Annotated in this window: 21 protein-coding genes; 12 read left to right on the top strand and 9 right to left on the bottom strand. The window is 25.9% G+C overall.

What is annotated here, in order from left to right; translation table 11 throughout:
* Position 1: 1 nt before the first annotated feature.
* Together LPB137_RS07665 and LPB137_RS07660 are read right to left on the bottom strand one after the other, a co-directional pair.
* Complete coding sequence (locus tag LPB137_RS07665; RefSeq protein ID WP_076086615.1) at positions 2 to 502, bottom strand: ATP-binding protein; 501 nt, start codon at positions 500 to 502, stop codon at positions 2 to 4.
* On the bottom strand, positions 487 to 1,899 hold the full coding sequence (locus tag LPB137_RS07660) for a 7TMR-DISM family protein (RefSeq protein WP_076086613.1): 1,413 nt from the start codon (positions 1,897 to 1,899) through the stop codon (positions 487 to 489). Before LPB137_RS07660 ends, LPB137_RS07665 begins: the two co-directional genes overlap by 16 nt.
* A 131-nt stretch (positions 1,900 to 2,030) precedes the next feature.
* On the opposite strand from LPB137_RS07660, the gene LPB137_RS07655 reads away from it, so the two are divergent.
* A complete protein-coding gene (locus tag LPB137_RS07655; protein ID WP_076086610.1) occupies positions 2,031 to 4,067 on the top strand; it encodes a sensor domain-containing protein in 2,037 nt (678 codons plus the stop codon).
* On the opposite strand, the gene LPB137_RS07650 is transcribed toward LPB137_RS07655, so the two are convergent.
* Positions 4,054 to 5,955, bottom strand: coding sequence for a methyl-accepting chemotaxis protein (locus LPB137_RS07650; protein ID WP_076086607.1), 1,902 nt, complete (start codon positions 5,953 to 5,955; stop codon positions 4,054 to 4,056). The genes LPB137_RS07655 and LPB137_RS07650 overlap by 14 nt on opposite strands.
* A gap of 332 nt (positions 5,956 to 6,287) precedes the next feature.
* On the opposite strand from LPB137_RS07650, the gene LPB137_RS07645 reads away from it, so the two are divergent.
* From LPB137_RS07645 to ypfJ, 7 genes are all read left to right on the top strand, one after another.
* Entirely contained in the window at positions 6,288 to 6,650 is a 363-nt protein-coding gene (locus tag LPB137_RS07645) for a YbgC/FadM family acyl-CoA thioesterase (protein ID WP_076086604.1), read from the top strand.
* Complete coding sequence (locus LPB137_RS07640) at positions 6,637 to 7,140, top strand: phospholipase D-like domain-containing protein (protein ID WP_076086601.1); 504 nt, start codon at positions 6,637 to 6,639, stop codon at positions 7,138 to 7,140. The genes LPB137_RS07645 and LPB137_RS07640 overlap by 14 nt, the downstream gene beginning before the upstream one ends.
* Positions 7,141 to 7,205: 65 nt before the next feature.
* The gene (locus LPB137_RS07635) at positions 7,206 to 8,213 is read left to right on the top strand and encodes a GGDEF domain-containing protein (protein ID WP_076086598.1); all 1,008 of its coding nucleotides are present in this window, start codon (positions 7,206 to 7,208) and stop codon (positions 8,211 to 8,213) included.
* Between the two features lie 78 nt (positions 8,214 to 8,291).
* Entirely contained in the window at positions 8,292 to 9,539 is a 1,248-nt protein-coding gene (locus tag LPB137_RS07630) for a M48 family metallopeptidase (RefSeq protein ID WP_076086595.1), read from the top strand.
* Positions 9,532 to 10,947 (top strand): DNA recombination protein RmuC, encoded by a 1,416-nt coding sequence (locus tag LPB137_RS07625; protein ID WP_228144649.1) that lies wholly within the window; start codon positions 9,532 to 9,534, stop codon positions 10,945 to 10,947. The genes LPB137_RS07630 and LPB137_RS07625 overlap by 8 nt, the downstream gene beginning before the upstream one ends.
* 3 nt (positions 10,948 to 10,950) lie before the next feature.
* Entirely contained in the window at positions 10,951 to 12,087 is a 1,137-nt protein-coding gene (locus LPB137_RS07620; RefSeq protein WP_076086589.1) for an SO_0444 family Cu/Zn efflux transporter, read from the top strand.
* Position 12,088: 1 nt separating this feature from the next.
* Entirely contained in the window at positions 12,089 to 12,982 is an 894-nt protein-coding gene (gene ypfJ / locus LPB137_RS07615) for a KPN_02809 family neutral zinc metallopeptidase (RefSeq protein WP_076086586.1), read from the top strand.
* A 30-nt stretch (positions 12,983 to 13,012) separates the two neighbouring features.
* Here ypfJ and LPB137_RS07610 read toward each other — a convergent pair whose 3' ends face one another.
* From LPB137_RS07610 to LPB137_RS07600, 3 genes are all read right to left on the bottom strand, one after another.
* Positions 13,013 to 14,233, bottom strand: coding sequence for a molybdopterin molybdotransferase MoeA (locus LPB137_RS07610; RefSeq protein ID WP_076086583.1), 1,221 nt, complete (start codon positions 14,231 to 14,233; stop codon positions 13,013 to 13,015).
* Between the two features lie 8 nt (positions 14,234 to 14,241).
* Complete coding sequence (locus LPB137_RS07605; RefSeq protein ID WP_076086580.1) at positions 14,242 to 14,535, bottom strand: hypothetical protein; 294 nt, start codon at positions 14,533 to 14,535, stop codon at positions 14,242 to 14,244.
* A gap of 185 nt (positions 14,536 to 14,720) precedes the next feature.
* Positions 14,721 to 14,909 (bottom strand): hypothetical protein, encoded by a 189-nt coding sequence (locus LPB137_RS07600; protein WP_076086578.1) that lies wholly within the window; start codon positions 14,907 to 14,909, stop codon positions 14,721 to 14,723.
* Positions 14,910 to 15,073: 164 nt separating this feature from the next.
* Here LPB137_RS07600 and LPB137_RS07595 point away from each other — a divergent pair, with 164 nt between their 5' ends.
* The 4 genes from LPB137_RS07595 (at position 15,074) to LPB137_RS07580 (ending at position 17,769) form a co-directional block, all read left to right on the top strand.
* Positions 15,074 to 15,490 (top strand): GNAT family N-acetyltransferase, encoded by a 417-nt coding sequence (locus LPB137_RS07595; protein WP_076086575.1) that lies wholly within the window; start codon positions 15,074 to 15,076, stop codon positions 15,488 to 15,490.
* 78 nt (positions 15,491 to 15,568) lie between these two features.
* Positions 15,569 to 16,345 (top strand): tRNA 2-thiocytidine biosynthesis TtcA family protein, encoded by a 777-nt coding sequence (locus LPB137_RS07590; protein ID WP_076086572.1) that lies wholly within the window; start codon positions 15,569 to 15,571, stop codon positions 16,343 to 16,345.
* A 3-nt stretch (positions 16,346 to 16,348) separates the two neighbouring features.
* The gene (locus LPB137_RS07585; RefSeq protein ID WP_076086569.1) at positions 16,349 to 16,840 is read left to right on the top strand and encodes a 2-thiouracil desulfurase family protein; all 492 of its coding nucleotides are present in this window, start codon (positions 16,349 to 16,351) and stop codon (positions 16,838 to 16,840) included.
* Between the two features lie 20 nt (positions 16,841 to 16,860).
* Positions 16,861 to 17,769 (top strand): homocysteine S-methyltransferase family protein, encoded by a 909-nt coding sequence (locus LPB137_RS07580; protein WP_076086566.1) that lies wholly within the window; start codon positions 16,861 to 16,863, stop codon positions 17,767 to 17,769.
* An 11-nt stretch (positions 17,770 to 17,780) separates the two neighbouring features.
* Here the strand turns inward: LPB137_RS07580 and trxC are convergent, their stop codons facing one another.
* The 3 genes from trxC to LPB137_RS07565 are packed head-to-tail and all read right to left on the bottom strand — an operon-like array spanning position 17,781 to position 18,940.
* Positions 17,781 to 18,212, bottom strand: coding sequence for a thioredoxin TrxC (gene trxC / locus LPB137_RS07575; RefSeq protein WP_172802473.1), 432 nt, complete (start codon positions 18,210 to 18,212; stop codon positions 17,781 to 17,783).
* A 4-nt stretch (positions 18,213 to 18,216) separates the two neighbouring features.
* On the bottom strand, positions 18,217 to 18,456 hold the full coding sequence (locus LPB137_RS07570; protein ID WP_076086563.1) for a hypothetical protein: 240 nt from the start codon (positions 18,454 to 18,456) through the stop codon (positions 18,217 to 18,219).
* The gene (locus tag LPB137_RS07565; RefSeq protein ID WP_076086560.1) at positions 18,443 to 18,940 is read right to left on the bottom strand and encodes a putative metalloprotease CJM1_0395 family protein; all 498 of its coding nucleotides are present in this window, start codon (positions 18,938 to 18,940) and stop codon (positions 18,443 to 18,445) included. Before LPB137_RS07565 ends, LPB137_RS07570 begins: the two co-directional genes overlap by 14 nt.
* Positions 18,941 to 19,004: the final 64 nt, after the last annotated feature.

Raw genomic sequence — 19,004 nt, 5'->3', positions numbered from 1 at the left:
TTTATCCTATAATTGTAAATCTAACACCATCTTTAGTGTTCTTTATTGTAATCTCTTTATTCATACTATCTTCTATAATCATTTTCGCAATATATAAACCCATTCCATCATTTTCATTTTGATTTTTTGTTGAGTAATATGGTTCAAAAACTTTATTTATATCATTTTCATCAATTTTTTTCCCATTATTTTCAATTGATAAAAATGGCTTATTTCCAATTGTACTAATTGTACAAGTTATATTCTTATTCTTTGTATTCATTTGTTTAAATGCATCATAAGCATTATTTAAAATAATTAATATTACTTCTTTATATTCTTCTTTAAATCCTATAGTTTCTATATTTTTATTATCGCAATTTATATGAAATCTAATTTCTATAGAAGAAAGAGTCTTTTTATAAAAAGAAATGATTTCATTGATTAGTGAGTATAAATTTATTGATGCCTTTTCTTTGTAAGGATGAAAATATTGCGAAAATGTTCTTATAGTTTTAGACATATAATCAGTTTCAGATTCAATAGAATCAAGGCGCATTTACTTATAAGTAAATTATCTTTAGAAGTGTCCATTTTTGATTCTATATTTAAAAGAATTGAATTGATTCTCATTAAAGGTTGTTTCCATTGATGAGTTATATACTGTAGTAGTTCTCCCATGGAAGCGTATTTTGATTGTTTTAATAATTCTAAGTCTTTTAATTGATTACTATCTACAAGTTTATCTTTTTCTTCTTGAATATTTTTTATTTTATAAGCAATAAGTAATGACATTAAAATTAGTTCAATAACAAATGAAAATTGAACTATTTTATTTATACAATCAATATCAATAAAATAATTAAATCTATTTATTATATATAAAGTTAAAGTAGTTAAAGGAAAAAACCAGGCAACAAGTAATAATTTTGCTAATTTATTTTTAGCTATTATTTCTTTTATAATTATAAAAGTTAAATAGAAAATAGTAATTCCAGTAAAGAAAGTACCAACTTGCGAGCTTAGGTAAATATATTCATAGCTTATGGCAATATTTTGTATTTGTATTACAATTATAATAAGATGAAGGTACAAAAATAAATTCAAAGTTTTATTAGTGATACTTGGTCTTTTAATATCTAAAATATCTTTTAAAAATAAAATCATACTTATAGGAACTAGTACTTCTGCTAAACTTATTAATATTTTATTTAAAATCATATTATCAGGATATAGATACATGTATCCGTAATTTAAAAGTGTTATACTTAGTGCAATTACTGAAAAAATATATACTAAATAAAACCTATAGGGTTTATATTTAGTAAAAATATAAAGAAGAAAATTATAAAAAAGCATTACTAGTAGAATACCTATAATAATTCCATTAAATATATTTCTAGAAATCATTTCACTATGTATTTGTTTATGTGAAGATAGTTTAAAAGAATAAGTATTTGGCTTAAAAGAGTTTTTAAGTTCAATATAAATAGTATATTTTTCATTTTCTTCTAAATCAAGTGGCATTATAAATTTATTTGAAATAAAAGGTCTACTTGAAAAAGGTTTATCCAGTCCTGTTTTGTACTCTGAAATCAATATATTTTGCTTAAATTTATAAATATTAATTAAATCAATAGTAGTTAAATTAAACTCAAGAAAAAAATCTTTTTCTAACTTATTAATAACTTCAAACTTCAACCAATAGCTTTTGTTTCCATAACCAAAATTTAATTGATTATCGTTGCTTTTTGTCCAATTAGTAGAATTCTTAGAAATGACATTTATATCTACACTTTCTAAACTATTATATATTTGAATATTTGGAATAACACTATATTCATCATCATTTTCTAAAACAATAATTTCAGATGAAAAAGATGTAATAACCAACATAAATAAAAACAATAATTTAACCACTCAAAACCCCTATCTTTGTAATTATAACATAATATGAAAAAGTTTTTTTCTTGTATTTTGACCTATTTGTGACTTAATATTTATGTATTCTATCCCTATATATTAAGACAGTAAGTTAAAAGGTAATAATAATGTTTAAATCTATGGAAACAGCCATTGATGCATCTGGAATTTTAGTCTATTCAATTGATTTAGAAACTAATGAAATAATTTATGCTAATAAAAATGCTAAAGATATTTTTGGCAATGTTGTTGGAAAAACATGCTATAAAGTTTTACAAAAAAATCAAAAAAACCCTTGTTCTTTTTGTCCTATTACAAATCAATTAACAACTTCTTTCCCTCATTCTTTAGAAAGTACTTATCAATGGGCAAATAAAAATTCTTTAAATAATGAACATTATATGTTTATAAGTCATATAACAAAATCTGAAGATAACCGTAAAGTTAATATGCAGTTAGGAATTAATATTACTAAAGAGAAAGTTTTAGAAGAAAAAATTTTAGAAGAAAAAGACAATTTTATAACATTCTTCAAGACTCTAATAAATTCTACTCTTGAAGGAATTATGGTTTATGATGAAAATCTAAATTGTTTTCAAACTAACACAATAGCTCCAAAATTATTATCTTATAAAAATGATGAAATGATAAATAAATATCTATTTGACTTTATTGCTCCTTCCTCTTTTAATTTAATAAAAAATATAATTCATGAACATAATCAAGAAGTTTATGAAGTAGAATTACTTACGAAAAAAGGATTAATACTTCCTGTAAATTTAAGAATAAAAGAATTAACACTTTTAGGAAAAAAAATAAAAATAGTTGCAATCATAGATATAAGTGAAGAAAAGAGAAAAGAAAAAATGATTTTAGAGTTAGCACAATATGATAGCTTAACTAAAATCCCTAATCGTTCTTTATTTAAAAAACAGTTACTAACTATGGCCAAAAGAAATAGAAGAAGTAATTCTTATGGCGCGATACTATTTATAGATTTAGATCATTTTAAAATGGTTAATGATACAAAGGGCCATAATATTGGAGATATGGTTTTAATTGAAACAACTAAAAGAATACAAAAAGTATTAAGACAAACAGACTTATTATCTAGATTAGGTGGTGACGAATTTATAATTGCTCTTGATTTAAATGAAAGTAATAAAGAAGATGTAATTAATAATGTAAATTTTGTAGCAGAAAAGATTCTTGAGGAAATAAAAAAACCTTATCTAATATCAAATTTTGATTTAAGATTGACTGCAAGTATTGGAATAGTTTTATTTAAAGATGAAAATCAGAAGATAGAAGACCTAATGAGTTTTGCCGATACTGCTATGTATAATGCTAAAGAGAATGGTAAAAATAAATATAGTTATTTTGATCCTCAATTACAACAAATAATAAAAGAAAAAGCAGATTTGACTAAGTGTTTAAGAGATGCAATTGAAAATGAAAAAATGGCAGTATATTATCAATTACAAATTTTAATTAAAAATAATCAAGATAAGATTATTGGAGTAGAAGCACTCATTAGATGGAAGGATAAAGAAAAAGGAATTATTAGTCCTGATCAATTTATACCCTTAGCAGAAGAAACAGCTTTAATTATACCATTAGGAAATTGGATAATTAAAGAAGTAATGAAGCAATTAAAAGAATGGGAAAATGATTCCATAAAAAAAGATTGGAGAATATCTATTAATATTAGTTATAGACAATTTGAACAAGAAAATTTTTTAGAAATATTAACTTCATTAATAGAAGAATATAAAATTAATCCTTCAAAATTAAGATTAGAATTAACAGAAAATCTATTAATCAAAGATACACAAAATGTTCTTAGAAAAATCAATCACTTACATAAAATGGGTATAACTTTATCAATTGATGATTTTGGTACAGGTTATTCTTCTTTGGCATATTTGAAACAGTTATCAATAAATGAACTAAAAATTGACCAATCTTTTATTCGAGATTTAGTAGTAGATCCTAATGATTCAATCATTGTTGAAACCATGTTATCAATAGGAAGTAAATTTAATTTAGAAGTTATTGCAGAAGGAGTTGAAACAAAAGAACAACATTCAAAGCTAAGTTCGATGGGTTGTAATTTGTTTCAAGGATATTTATTTGGAAAACCTAGTCTTCCTAAATTTCTTTAGAAATAGTATCTTTTGATATTGAATATGATGTATTAGAATTTGATTTCATACTTTTAGCCTTAATTTGATCTTTTCCTTCAAACTCTTTTTCGTCTGTACTACGAACAACTAGTTTTGCAATTTCATCAGTAATTATTGACACATCATGTGTTTCAGATGCAACCATAGCATTTTTTTGCGTTTGTTGATCAAGTTGTGTTACCGCATCATTTATTTGCTCAATACCCATTAATTGTTCTTTACTTGACATCTCAATATCAGTAATTAAATTTATTGTTTGAGAAATATTTTGATTTAACTCTTTATATCCTATAATCATCTTTGATGATATTTCTTTTCCATCATTTGCTTTCTTTGTTGCATTTTCTACTATACTTTTTATCTCTTTTGCAGCTTCAGCAGATCTACTTGCAAGATTTCTAACTTCTTGTGCAACAACAGCAAAACCTTTACCAGCTTCACCTGCAGTTGCAGCTTCTACGGCTGCATTTAAAGAGAGAATATTAGTTTGGAATGCTATTTGATCAATCACAGTAATTGCTTCATTGATTGAATTAACTTGCACATTTATCTCATCCATAGCAGTTGTTGTTTGATTTGCTAATTTTTCACCATCTTGAGCTGCTTTTGTCACGTCATTAGAATATGTAGCCATTTTTGCAATATTTTCTGTATTATTTCTAATATTTGAAGTAATTTCCTCTAATGCCGCAGCTGTTTCTTCTAAAGAACTTGCCGCTTCATTAGAACTTATATTTAATTTGTCAACATTTGCTAATAATATATCAGAACTTTCATCTAATGTTAAACCATTAGTTTTATTTTCAACAAGCATTTGAGTTATTGAATCACCAAGAGTATTAACACCATTTGACAGTTTTAAAAGATGTTTTTTCAAATCTTTAGTAGTGATTTTATTTAAGTAATGATAATTTGAATATTCTTCAAGTATATTAAGTACATTATCAATATTTGTCTCAAAGTTATCTGCCATATTGTTTAATACGTTTTTTAATTCCATTAATGATGGATTAGAAACACAAAGATTTAATCTTTGAGATAAATCACCTTGCTCAAACTCTGAAAGAACAGTTATCGTCTCATCAATTAATTCTCTATCTTCATCTATACCTTTTTTAGTCTTCTCAATATTTGTATTTACTACTTCTGCCATTTTCCCAAATTCATCTTTTGATGAGGCGTTTAAGAGTTTAACTTCATTTGTTTCTCTGTTTAAATATGAGAAGAAAGATATCAATCCATTATTGAAATCTGTTAATGATTTTACAATCACAGAAGAGATATATAATGAAACTATTAAAAAAACTATAATAGAAATTAAAACTACTATAATTAATAATTCATTTAAAAATCCATTTGATTCTTTTTTTAGTTCAAGTGCATTTATATTAATCTCACTTATTTTCTTTTCTAATACTAAACCAACTTTTACCATTTTAGAAATTATAAGTTTAAGTTCCGCTGTTTCATCTTTTATTCCATTTTTAAAGTCAGTTATTCTTTTATTAGCAAAATCATCAAAATGTTGAATATATTTTGTTGAACTTGAAACGATTTCATCACATATAAGTTTGTTTTTTTTAAGATCTAATCCATTCTTAAAATTTGAAACATCTAAATTTAATGAATTAAAAATATCTCTTACTTTTTGTGCATTAATTTCATTTGGTGCTCTTAAAAACTGATAAACTGATATCCTACCTTTTAGCACATCTTGTACAAAAATATCTGTCTTTATTGCAGCATCTATTTTTGTATTTGATACATTACTCCAATAACTATAAAGTATACCAACAGATAGTACTATAACTACAAAAATACTTGGAAATAATAATAATTTCTTTTTAGTATTAATTTTACTCAACATTTATGTCCCTTTTATTTTTTAAAGATGTATTATATTAATAATAGAAAGAAAGGATATTTAAATTATGAGTCTCAAATAAGTCAACATTAAATAAGTTAATAGATTTATCAGTTATATTACAATAATACGCAAAATATATAAAAGAAGATGATAATATAGAGCTAGTTTTTATTATGATAAAATGGTTTTAGATGAAGAAGAATATTTTTTTATGACTGGAGAGATAGTGCTATTTTAAAGTTATCTCAACAAGCTTTAAATATAAAATAGGCAGGATTTTAGGCGCTATTTAATTTTTCTTTAAAAAAAGTCCATAAATAAGAGGTTAGAGAATGAAAATAAGAGTCTATTATGAAGATACAGATGTAGGTGGTGTAGTTTATTATGCAAATTACCTAAAATTTTGTGAACGAGCTAGATCAGATTTATTTTTTCAGAAAAATATGAGTCCTCATAATGGTGATGAGTTTTTTGTAGTAAAGCATGTTGAAGCTGATTATATTAAATCAGCTGTATTTGGTGATGAACTTGATGTTACTTGTAAAATTATTGAAAAGAAAGCTGCGTCTATTATAATGTATCAAGAAGTTTTAAAAGATGGGGAAGTTTTATTTACTGGAAAATTTAAGTTAGCTTTTCTAAAAAACTTTAAACCAGCTAGAATACCAAAGGATTTAATGAATGTCTTTATTTAAAATAACACTTATTTCAATATGTTTATGTTTTAACTTATATGCAAAAGATAATAAAGCAATAGCGTTTACAAGTTTAAATGAAATATATTTTCTACCTATAGAAACAAAAGAAACAAAAAATAACATATCAAAATTGATTAAAACTGCAGAAAGAAATATACATATTGCAATGTATAATTTTTCATATAAGAAATTTGCTAAAGAACTTGTATCTTCTTCAAAAAAAGGGGTAAAGGTTAAAATAGTACTTGATAAGTCTAAAATAGATAAAAATGATAAAATTTATAAATATCTAAAGAATAATGGAATCATTGTAAAAATAGCAAATAAAAAACTACATACTAAAATAGCAATATTTGATGAAAAAGTAGCAGTTCTTGGAAGTATAAATTGGACAAAAGAATCTTTTAAAAATAATTATGAGGTAGTAATGTTTACTAAAGATAAAAAAATAATAAATAAAATGTTAACTTTTCTAAATAAATTTTAGATTAAAAATAAAAACTAAATTTATTTTAAATTAATATCAGGTACTATCCTAATTCGGAGATTTAAATGACTAAATATGTGATAGCCTGTATTGATAATGATGTTGAGATTCTTGATGCTTTATATAGTAAGATTTCAAGAATAGTAGATAGTGATTATATTATAGAAAGCTATATTAATGCAGAACAAGCTTTAATTGGATGTTTCAACAATATTATTGCAGGAAATGAAGTACTTATTACTATTAATGGAAATAATAATTCAAATATCACATGTGATGAATTTTTAGTTGAATTATCAAAAAACTCTCCTAATACAAAAAATATTATATTTAAAGATATACTTAACTTAGATAGTCTTCAAAATATTATTAACAATTCAAGTGTATATAAAGTTATCCCAAGACAATTAAAAAAAGTTGATTTTGAACTTATTATTTTAGAAGCAATAAAATTGAATGCACAAGAAAGAAGATTAAAAGAATACCAAGATGTTCTTGAAGCAGCAGTTGATAAAAGAACTAAAGAACTTAATAAAATTAATGTAAAACTAAACGTTTTAGCAACAACAGATTCTCTTTCTGGTGTAAAAAATAGAAGAAGTTTTTTTGAATCATGTGGGCCTATAATTTCATATAATAGAAGAGAAAAAAAGAAATTAGCAGTACTTATGATTGATATTGATAAATTTAAACTTATTAATGATTCATATGGTCATGGAATAGGTGATGAAATTATCAAGTTAATGGCAAATAAATGTAATTCAACACTTAGAAAAAGTGATATTTTTGGAAGATTAGGTGGAGAAGAATTTGCAGCTGTTTTACCAAATACTTCAGAACGTGGAGCTTTACAAGCTGCTGAAAATATCAGACAAGAAATACAAAACTTAGAATATATAAGTGCTAATAATAAAAGAATAAAATTTACAGTAAGTATTGGTATAGCGATGCTTCATCCCCAAGATGTAGATCTTGAAGCTATCTTACATAAAGCAGATTTATCTTTATATGCAGCAAAAAGAAACGGTCGTAATAGAGTTGAAATTTCAAAAGAAGAAAAACAAAATAATTAAGCAAATAATTTTTACTATAACACAAGTAAAAAGATTGTATTATATAATTTAATTTATAGATTAAAAAAGGATTATTTTGTGTTAGAGATATTTGTTATTGGATATTGCCTATATTTTTCATTTAATATTTATACTTCATTTATGCAAGTAGCTTTTGTAAAAAAAGCAAAAAACTTAGAACCTATTATTTTAGATGCCTCAAAATATACTGTTGCAGCTAATTATTCTATTGAAAAAGAAAAAATTTCAATTTTATCAACTTTTTATGATTTTCTTATATTCATGATGTGGATTAGTTTTGGATTATCTGCTTTAGATTCTCTTGTAACTACTCAATCTTTTTGGTTAAAAGCAGTAATATTTGTAAATGCTTTTATTATTATCAATTGGATTTTAACATTACCTTTTGAATTATATTCAACTTTCAAACTAGATAAAAAATATGGTTTTTCAAATATGACTGTTGATTTATATATAAAAGATACCCTAAAGTCTGCTCTACTATTTTTAGTATTAGGTTCTCTAGTGATTGCAGGTATTGCTTTTATTGTTGAAACTTTTCCTGCATGGTGGATATGGGGATTTGCTTTTATTTTTGCAATTATTATCTTAATTAACATGTTATATCCTGTTATTAGAGATAAAATGTTTGATAAATTTGAAAAATTAAAAGACAAAGAATTAGAAGGTAAAATCGAAAAGCTTTTAGATGAAGTTGGATTTAAAAGTTCAGGTGTTTTTTCAGTAGATGCAAGTAAGAGAGATAATAGATTAAATGCATACTTTGGTGGTCTTGGAAGTACAAAAAGAGTTGTATTATTCGATACTTTAGTTGAAAAATTATCACATAATGAATTATTGGCTGTATTAGGACATGAATTAGGTCACTTTAAAAATGGAGATATTCTTAAGAATATTGGTATTATGGGACTTGTAATGTTTGTGTTTTTTGCAATTTTTGGTAATTTACCTGAAGAGCTATTTTTAGGCTTACATTTAAATCAAGAAGCATCATCAATTATTGTTGTATTTTTAATATTTTCACCAATATTATCATTTTTCTTAATGCCTTTAATTTCATTGATTTCAAGACATAATGAATATGCAGCAGATGAATTTGGATCTAATCTTTCTTCAAAAAATGATTTAGTTAATGCTTTATTAAAATTAGCAAATGAAAACAAGTCTTTTCCTTTATCTCATCCTTTATATATATTCTTTTATTATTCACATCCACCATTAACAGAACGGTTTAAAGAATTAGGATATGATGTAAAAAATAATTCAAACACAGCACTTAAAGAGGAGTTCGATTATGATGAATAGCGGTATAATTGAAGTTAATTATTTAACTTTAATTGTTTCAATAATTGGTATATTATCAGGTTTATTAATAATTTTACAATTTTCAAGACAAAAATATGAGAATAAATTAAGTGCTTTACAGGATGAAGCACTATTAAAGCTAAAAGCATTAAATGAAAAAATTGAACTAAACCATAGTTCATATGAAGGTCAGATTAATACTTTAAATACAGCAAATAGAAAACTAGAAGAAGAAAAAAAGCTAATTAAAGAGAGTCTTGAAGATAAATTAAAAATGCTTGAAAGACATACGGACCAGACTTTAGATAATATTACAGCTAATTATGAGCTTAAATTATCTAGCCAAGAGAAAATGTCAAAGAGTAAAGAAGAAAATCTTAATGAAAGAATTGATTTATTAGAAGAATCAAAAGTTCAAATGAAAATGGAATTTGAGAACTTAGCTAATAAACTTTTTGAAGATAATCAAAAAAAATCAAATGTTAATCTAACTCAAGTTTTAACATCATTTAAAGATCAACTTGAATCTTTTGGTAAAAGAGCAAATGATATTTATAATGAAGAAACAAAGCAAAGAACTTCTTTGATTACTGAAATAAAAACATTAAAAGATTTAAACAATAAAATATCATCAGATGCAGTTAATCTAACAAAAGCATTAAAAGGTGAAAACAAAACTCAAGGGGATTGGGGTGAAATGATTTTATCTTCAATTCTAGATCAAACTGGTCTTAGAGAAGGTAAAGAGTATGACACACAAGGTTCATATACAGATAAAGATGGAAAAGTATTAAGACCTGATGTTATTGTTCATCTTCCTTCAAACAAAGATATTATTATAGATTCAAAAGTTTCTTTAAACTCTTATCTTGCATATACTCAAAAAGAAGATAAAACTAAAAAAGAACTAGCTTTAAAAGAACTTCTTAAATCAATTACAAACCATATCAAAAGTTTAAGTACTAAAAAATATGAGGATATTGAAGGTGTTAAAACATTAGACTTTGTACTTATGTTTGTTCCAATTGAAGGTGCTTTTTTATTAGCTTCATCAGAAGATAAGAACTTATTCAAAATGGCATTTGATCATAATATTATGATTGTCTCTCCTTCTACTTTATTTGTAACTTTAAGAACAATAGAGAATATTTGGAGAAATGAACATCAAAATGAAAATGCAGAAATTATTTCAAAAAAAGCTGCTGATTTATATGATAAGTTTCATGGTTTTATTAGTGATATAGAAGATATAGGTACTAATATTAATAGAACTCAAAAAGCTTATGAAAGTGCATTCTCAAAACTTTCAACTGGAAATGGAAATCTAATTAAAAGATCTGAAGAGTTTATTGAATTAGGTGTTAAACCCAAGAAACAAATAATTAAAAAACACACGTCAATTGAGTAAAAAATGAATTTTGCTATAGATTTCGCAAATAATTTTTTAATATTATTAGATGCAATGGCAATTTATATTTTAATAGGATTACTAATTGCAGGAATATTAAAACAATTAGTTCCTGATGATTTTGTAATAAAACACTTAGGAAAAGGTTCTACCTCTTCAGTTTTAAAAGCTACACTTTTTGGAATACCACTTCCTGTTTGTTCATGTTCAGTTATTCCTCTTGCACAAGGTTTAAGAAAAGAGGGTGCTAGTAAAGGTGCTGTTCAAAGCTTTCTTATTTCAACTCCTATTACTGGTGTTGATTCTATTCTTGCTACTTTTTCTTTTTTTGGTTTTGTTTTTACTGTTTTTAGAGTTGTTTCTTCTGTAATTATTGCAATTATTGTAGGCTTAGTTCAAAATTTTGTTGAAAAAGAAGATGACATTAAAAACTTTAAAGAAGATAGTTCTTGTGGATGTAGTAATAGTTCATGCTCAAGTACACAAGAAAAGAAAAAGTTTTCTTTGAAAAATGCTTTTTCTTATGCATACAAAACACTTTTTATAGATATGGTAAAACCACTATTTATAGGTTTACTTTTAGGTGCTATTTTTACTACATTTACACCAAAAGAATATACTTCTTTACTTTTTGAAAATCAAATTTTAACATACATTGTTATTATGATATTTGCAATGCCCTTATATGTTTGTGCAACTGCTTCTTTGCCAATTGCAGCAGCTTTTATACTTCAAGGTATGAGTGGTGGAGCCGCGTTTATATTTTTAACAGCAGGACCAGCTACAAGTGCAATTACTATGAGTGTTGTATATAAAACTTTAGGACGAACATCTTTAATAGTTTATGTATCAACTATTGCTATATTATCGTTTATATTCGCTTTTATATATGATTTTTTCTTTGCAAATATTAATATAATTAATTTTTCAAATAATATTGAAGAGTCAACACTTATTTCTCAAATAGCATCTTTAATTATGTTAGCTTTAATGTCGTATTATTTAATCAAACCTTGGGTAAGCAGAAAAACTATAAAAGAAGAGAAAATTAAAAAAACATCTTTTGTTTTAAAAGATGATAATGAAAAAAAAGATTTAAATAAAATGATATTTAAAAAAGAAAATAAATTTAAGGTTTAATATGAAATGGGAAGATAACAGACGAAGTTCTAATATGGAAGATAGAAGAAATGAGTCAGGAGGAATGAACTTTGGTTCAAATCAAAAAGGCTCAATGATGATGCTAGTTCCAATTGTTAAAATGTTAATTGGAACAAAAATAGGAAGAATTGTATTAGTTGTTGGAGTTATTGCATATTTTATGGGGTACAACCCTTTATCTCTTTTAAGCTTAGGAGAAACATCAAATACTACAACAAAACAAGTTGTTAATACGGTAAAAGATGATAAGAGTGCGCAATTTGTAAGTGCAGTTCTTGCTCAAACTGAAGATATTTGGGCAGAAGTTTTTAAAAAATATGGTTCAGAATATAGTGAACCTAAATTAGTATTATTTAGAAACTCTGTTAAGAGTGCTTGTGGTTTTGCTTCTTCTGCAACTGGACCATTTTATTGTCCTGCTGATAAAAAAGTTTATTTAGATTTATCATTTTTTGATGAATTAGCAAAAAGACATGATGCTCCTGGAGATTTTGCACAAGCTTATGTTATTGCTCATGAAGTTGGACATCATATTCAGAATATTGTAGGAACAATTCCAAAAGTACATAAAGCAAAACAAAATGCAAGTAAAAAACAAGCTAATGCCTTACAAGTTAAAGTAGAGCTTCAAGCTGATTGTTATGCTGGAATTTGGGCACATTATAGTAAAAAGAATTTTAATTCTTTAGAAGATGGTGATATTGATGAAGCCTTAAGAGCAGCAAGTGCAATCGGTGATGATACATTACAAAAACAAGCACAAGGATATGTAGTTCCTGATGCTTTTACTCATGGTTCATCTGCTGATAGAATGAAGTGGTTTAATCGTGGATATACAATTGCTACATTAGATGCTTGTAATACATTTAAATAAAAAATATTACAATATCAGTTAAAGTGAAATTTACTTTAACTGATTTAACAGAAGAATATCAACTAAATCATCTTTTTTAATATCTTCACTATCTTCTTTTTGAATTAATAAAGCAGGACTTTCAAGCATATTTGTCAAAATAGCACTTGTTCCTTTTTTCTTTCCATCAAAATTGATTTTATATTCGTTATTTGTATATTCAACATTACAAGCAGTAAATACTGTTTTTGGCATTTTTCTAGGAAAATCTTCATTTATTCTAGCTTTTACAATTGGTAAAGCTTCATTTGATTGTCTAAATCTATATATAAGTGGTAATACATATAAAATAGCACATACAGTTGATGAGTATGCAAAACCAGGAAGTGCAATAATTGTTTTTCCATCTTTTATTGCTACAAGTATATGCATTCCTGGTTTAATAGTAACACCATGAAATAATACTTCAGCTTGCAATTTGTCTTTTATAACATCTTGAACAAAATCATAATCGCCAACAGAAACACCACCAGTAGTTACAACTATATCAGCTTTTTGTAGAGCAGTTTCAAGTAAGTTTGTAATTGATTCTATATCATCTTCGACAATACCCATTTGAAGTGTATTTGCACCATTTGTTTTACAAAGGGCTTCAATTGTTAAATGGTTTGAACTTCTAATTTGAGCTTCATTTGTTTGAACTTCGCCTAAATCAAGTATTTCACTTCCTGTACTTGCAATTGCAACTGTAGGATTTACAATTACGTTAATCTGTGCGATATTCAAAGAAGCTAATACTCCAACTTCAGCAAAACCAATAACGGTACCTTTTTTTATTAGTACTTCATCTTTTGCATAGTTTTCACCAATTGCTCTTGTAGCAAAACCAAAAGGCACTTTTTTTGTAATTTTTATTGTATCTTCAAATACTTCGACATTTTCAATAGGAACTAAAGTATCACTTCCTTGCGGCATTAGTGAGCCTGTGAAAGTTTTAATACAAACACCATTTATAACTTCAGATTCAACTACGCTACCAGCAGGATTTTTATCAATAATTTTTATACTCTCATTATTAATATCATCAAATTTAATAGCATAGCCATCCATTCCTGAAGTTGGAAGTTCTGGACTATTATGATCTGCAATCACATCATTTGCGATTACTTTTCCAATCGCATCAATTATAAATTTTTTTTCTGTTGTAGCTTTATTTAGTTTTATCTTATTTAATATTTCAATAGATTTATCATAGTTAATAAATTCTCTCATGTTCTTTCCTAATTATCTTGATTTTGTATAATAAAATCTTTATATTTTAATGCTGTATTATAACTTACTTGTGCTTCTTTAGCAACTGAGTAAATAGTTATTTTTTGATTAAACATTCTCATCATATTTACAGATGCTTCAATTTTCTTTTTTGCAACTTCTTGTCTAGTTTTAGTAGCTTTCTTTGTTGCATTAGTCTTTTTCTCTGTTATACTTTTCTCATATTTTTCTTCTTCTTGATGAAGTTTTTTATATAGTTCTGCTTGCCCATGCTCTTTGCATAATTCTTGTAAAACTTTCAATTCTTTTACTGATATAGTAATTCTAATTTTAAAACCTTTTTATTATTTTATTCTTGTGTTTTATATGGATATATCCAAATGAAATAGAAGATATTTATAATAAATATACTTTAGTGTTATACATTTTTAATAATTGTATAATTTATAGAGTAAAATACAATATACATATAAAAACTTATTTTTTGTTATTTATTATATTTGTAAACCATTATTTGTTGAAATAACATATTAGAAAAACCCTTAGTTAGACTTGGATTTTCTTTTTCAACTGATACTATAATTTGTTTAATCTGTTCTTCTGTCATATTTGAAACTATTGGAAAAATTGTTTGTGCAAGTTTTTCTCTATATTCTTGTTCTTCTTCTTTTGTCATATTTTTATATCTCTTATCTTTATTGATTAATTAATCTGAATTATATAGTATTTAAATAAAAGATTGGTAAAAAAATCATTATTTTTAGTTTTTTATGAGTATATTAAAAAAAGGTTTGATATGATTATAGTATAGAATATAAATAATGATAAAAGGTTAATTGTTTGGAAATTAAAATTGCAACTGAGAATGAAATAAAATATTGTTATAAAATGATGCATCAAATAAGAGAAGACTTATCAGAAAAAGCATTACAAAAAATGATTTCCGATCAAATCAAAAATGGATATCAATTAGCTTATGTATTACATGAACAACAAGTTATTTGTGTTGCAGGATTTACAATTGGACAAAAACTATCAATTGGAAAACATCTTTATATTGATGATTTTGTAACAGATAAAAGCCTTACGTCAACAGATGCTGGTAAAGCGTTGTTAAATTTTATAAAAATATATGCAAAACAACAAGATTGTAAATCAATTCATTTAGATTCTTCAGTTGATAGATATGATGCTCATAAATTTTATTTAAGTCAAGACCTACATATTGTATCACATCACTTTAGCATTGATTTATAATTAAAAAAGAGTTACTTAACTCTTTTATTTGATAAACTTTTAGATATAATCACAAAAATTTTACACAGGACTTATATATTGCTTGAATTAAGTAAAAAAATATCTTCATTAGTTGGTAGAACTAATGCCGAATACGAATTAATAAAAGAGGGTGATAAGGTTTTAGTTGGCTTTTCAGGTGGAAAAGACTCTTTAACTTTACTTCATACTCTAAATAGAATGAAAAAAGTCGCACAATATGATTTTGATTTTAAAGCAGTTACTGTTACTTATGGAATGGGTGAACAAGTACAGTTTTTAGCAGACCATTGTAAAGAACATGGAATTGAGCATGAAATAATCGATACTCAAATCTTTGAATTAGCTGGTGAAAAAATTAGAAAAAATTCATCGTTTTGTTCATTTTTCTCTAGAATGAGAAGAGGGTACTTATATACAGCTGCTTTAGAACAAGGTTTTAATAAAGTAGCTTTAGGTCATCATTTAGATGATGCAATGGAATCATTTTTTATGAACTTCTTTTATAATGGAACAATGAGATCAATGCCTCCAATTTATAAAGCTGAAAACGGTTTAGAAGTAATTAGACCTCTAATTTTTTGTAGAGAGAGACAACTTCGAGCTTTTGCTGATAAAAATGAAATCAATGTAATTGGTGATGAAGCATGTCCAGGTATGAGATTTGATGTTAAAATGCCTCATGCAAGAGCTACTACAAAAGAATTATTAGCAAAATTAGAAGCTGATAATCCTCAAATTTTTGTATCTATGAAAGCAGCATTTAAAAACTTCCAACCTTCAACATTCTTCAATAAAGAAGAATTAAATAGAATTATTGAAGATGAAGAAGTTTAATATATGAAGGTATTAGTATCATCTTGTTTATTAGGTGAAGATGTAAGATATGATGGGAATAACTCCTCAATTACAATGGGTTCTTCATTTACTTTTTCCCAAAAAGAAATATTTATGGATATTCTTTGTGATAATGAAATATACTCTTTTTGCCCAGAGGTTTCTGGTGGTTTAGGAGTTCCTAGAGTAAAATCAGAGATAGTAAGCGCAAATAAACCTTTTAAAGTTGAAACAATTGAAGAAAAAGATGTAACAATACCTTTTTTAATTGGAGCAAAAAATGCTCTAGATATTTGTAAGGAAGAAGATATAAAAGTAGCACTTTTAAAATCTAAATCTCCATCATGTGGAAATATAGAAATTTATGATGGAACTTTTTCAAATAATTTAATAGAAGGTCAAGGTTTAACAGCTAGACTTTTAGAAGAAAATGGAATAAAAGTTTTTAATGAAACACAACTTGAATCTTTAAATCAATTTATTCAATCTAACTAAATAGATTGGTTTTAAAAAGTATGAATAAAGACTTTTTCAAAGAAACTAGAATATTAGATGGTGGATTAGGACAAGAATTATTATTAAGAGGTATGAATCCAAAAGGTACGCTTTGGAGTGCTAATGCTTTACTGCAAGAAAAATATCACCAACTTTTACTAGATATACATTTAGATTTTATAAAAGCTGGTGCTGAAGTTATAATTACTGCAACATTTACAACAAGAAAACTACGTTTAAAAGATAATAATATTGAAGATAAGTTTGCGTATTTAAATATAAAAGCAGGTGAAATAGCAAAAAAAGCAAAAGATTTAAATCCACATGTTTTAATTGCAGGTGGATTGCCTCCTCAATATTTAACTTATGAAACAGATACAAGATCAGAAAAAGAGATTAAAGAAAACTTTTATGAGCAAGCTAAATTATTAAATCCTTATGTGGATTTCTTTTATTTTGATGTTTTAAGTAGTGTACGAGAAATAAAATTAGCAATTGAAGCAATAGAAGAGTTTAATAAACCATATTTAATTGGTGCTCATATCTCTGAAGGCAATAAAATGCCAAGTGGAGACAATATTAGTGATATTATTACTAATATTGAGCATAAAAATATTCTTGGAGTTATACTTTCTTGTGTATCTCCTGAAACTTATGAAAATAATTTGGATGAGCTTAAAAGCTTAGGTGTACCTTTTGGTTTTAAACTTAATGCATTTGTAACAACAAAACCTAAATTAGGTTACACAAATAACTATAATAATAGTAAAACAAAAAATCCAAGTGAATTTTTAGGACAAAGAATGGATTTAACTCCAAGTAAGATAGGATTACTAGTGCAAAAATTTAAAGATTCAGGTGCAACTATTTTAGGTGGTTGTTGTGAAACTGGTCCTAAGCATATAGAAGAGATGGCAAAACTTAAATAATAAGTTTTGCTTTATAAGTTTTCATTTACTAAATTAGATAATTTCAATGGATCTAATGCTCCACTAACTCTTTTTACTTCAACTCCTGCTTTATAAACTACAAGTGTAGGAATTGATCTTATATTAAACTTTGCTCCTAAATTTTGATGGGCTTGTGTGTTAACTTTTACAAATAAAGCTTTAAGTGGATACTTATTAGCAACTTCATTAAATATTGGTGCCATCATTTTACAAGGTCCACACCAAGGAGCCCAGAAATCTACAATTACAGGGATATCTGAGTTTACAACTACATGATCAAAGTTTGATTCATCTAGTTCAATTGGGTTTGTATCTAACAAAGAATTCTTACAAGAACCACAATTAGCTTTTGAATAAGAATCTTTTTTTGGAATAGAGTTTACTTTTAAGCATGATGGGCATACAACATTTATTTTATTCATTTATTTAAGCTTTTATATTTAATAATGTGTCTAAAACTGCATCTTGAGTTTTAATACCTTCTGCATTTGCAGAATATGCAATAACTTCAGGAATTTGTCCTACAATTGCATCTATTAAATCTTGACTAACTTCTTGTAAAGCTGGATCACCAACTGTATTTGCTACTTGTGCAATTTTACTAGCATTTTGAGAAACTTGCTCTTGTGCTGCAAGCATTCCTCCTAAGTTATTAGTTATTTCCATAATCTACTCCTTGTTCAATACCTTGTAGTAATAGTTTGTTTAAATTAGCAGCTCTTGATATTTGACTATCTGAAAAACTCAATTGTGCTGGTCCAGAAGCAGCACTGGCTAATTTATCAAGTTTTACCTCAGCATTAACTTCATTATCGGGAATACTAGTGTCAAATCGTACACTTCCTCCTGATGCATATACCTTTCCATCTGGTCCTACTTGATATGAATAGTTTATAGGTGCAGTTGTCGAAGCTCCTGCTGAGTGAGTTTGTTCATGCGTTCGAACTTCACTATCAAGGTCTTTATATTTTTGAAGAACTCTTTTATAATCTTCTTCATCATAGTTTTTTCCAACAATATTAACACTATCATTATTTTCAAATAATGACTTTTCATCTTCTTTTTTATCAATACTACTAAGTTCTGCTTTTTTAACAGCTATTTGTTGGTTGATAGATGAAATAGTACTATAATTATTATTTATTTCCATAATGTACTCTATTTATAAATTATTTATAATTATTTTAGCAAAATTGAGTTGAATTGTAAAGTTT

Source organism: Poseidonibacter parvus, assembly GCF_001956695.1.
Classification (GTDB): Bacteria; Campylobacterota; Campylobacteria; order Campylobacterales; family Arcobacteraceae; genus Poseidonibacter; species Poseidonibacter parvus.
The sequence above is the reverse complement of the archived record's forward strand: the minus strand, read 5'-3'. Positions and strand labels throughout refer to the sequence as shown.

Excerpts from the sequence above, each read along its gene's own strand:
- LPB137_RS07665 (WP_076086615.1), bottom strand. The coding sequence starts at position 502 with ATGTCTAAAACTATAAGAACATTTTCGCAATATTTTCATCCTTACAAA.
- LPB137_RS07655 (WP_076086610.1), top strand. The coding sequence starts at position 2,031 with ATGTTTAAATCTATGGAAACAGCCATTGATGCATCTGGAATTTTAGTC.
- LPB137_RS07650 (WP_076086607.1), bottom strand. The coding sequence starts at position 5,955 with ATGTTGAGTAAAATTAATACTAAAAAGAAATTATTATTATTTCCAAGT.
- LPB137_RS07645 (WP_076086604.1), top strand. The coding sequence starts at position 6,288 with ATGAAAATAAGAGTCTATTATGAAGATACAGATGTAGGTGGTGTAGTT.
- LPB137_RS07640 (WP_076086601.1), top strand. The coding sequence starts at position 6,637 with ATGTCTTTATTTAAAATAACACTTATTTCAATATGTTTATGTTTTAAC.
- LPB137_RS07635 (WP_076086598.1), top strand. The coding sequence starts at position 7,206 with ATGACTAAATATGTGATAGCCTGTATTGATAATGATGTTGAGATTCTT.
- LPB137_RS07625 (WP_228144649.1), top strand. The coding sequence starts at position 9,532 with ATGAATAGCGGTATAATTGAAGTTAATTATTTAACTTTAATTGTTTCA.
- LPB137_RS07620 (WP_076086589.1), top strand. The coding sequence starts at position 10,951 with ATGAATTTTGCTATAGATTTCGCAAATAATTTTTTAATATTATTAGAT.
- ypfJ (WP_076086586.1), top strand. The coding sequence starts at position 12,089 with ATGAAATGGGAAGATAACAGACGAAGTTCTAATATGGAAGATAGAAGA.
- LPB137_RS07610 (WP_076086583.1), bottom strand. The coding sequence starts at position 14,233 with ATGAGAGAATTTATTAACTATGATAAATCTATTGAAATATTAAATAAG.
- LPB137_RS07600 (WP_076086578.1), bottom strand. The coding sequence starts at position 14,909 with ATGACAAAAGAAGAAGAACAAGAATATAGAGAAAAACTTGCACAAACA.
- LPB137_RS07585 (WP_076086569.1), top strand. The coding sequence starts at position 16,349 with ATGAAGGTATTAGTATCATCTTGTTTATTAGGTGAAGATGTAAGATAT.
- LPB137_RS07580 (WP_076086566.1), top strand. The coding sequence starts at position 16,861 with ATGAATAAAGACTTTTTCAAAGAAACTAGAATATTAGATGGTGGATTA.
- trxC (WP_172802473.1), bottom strand. The coding sequence starts at position 18,212 with ATGAATAAAATAAATGTTGTATGCCCATCATGCTTAAAAGTAAACTCT.
- LPB137_RS07570 (WP_076086563.1), bottom strand. The coding sequence starts at position 18,456 with ATGGAAATAACTAATAACTTAGGAGGAATGCTTGCAGCACAAGAGCAA.
- LPB137_RS07565 (WP_076086560.1), bottom strand. The coding sequence starts at position 18,940 with ATGGAAATAAATAATAATTATAGTACTATTTCATCTATCAACCAACAA.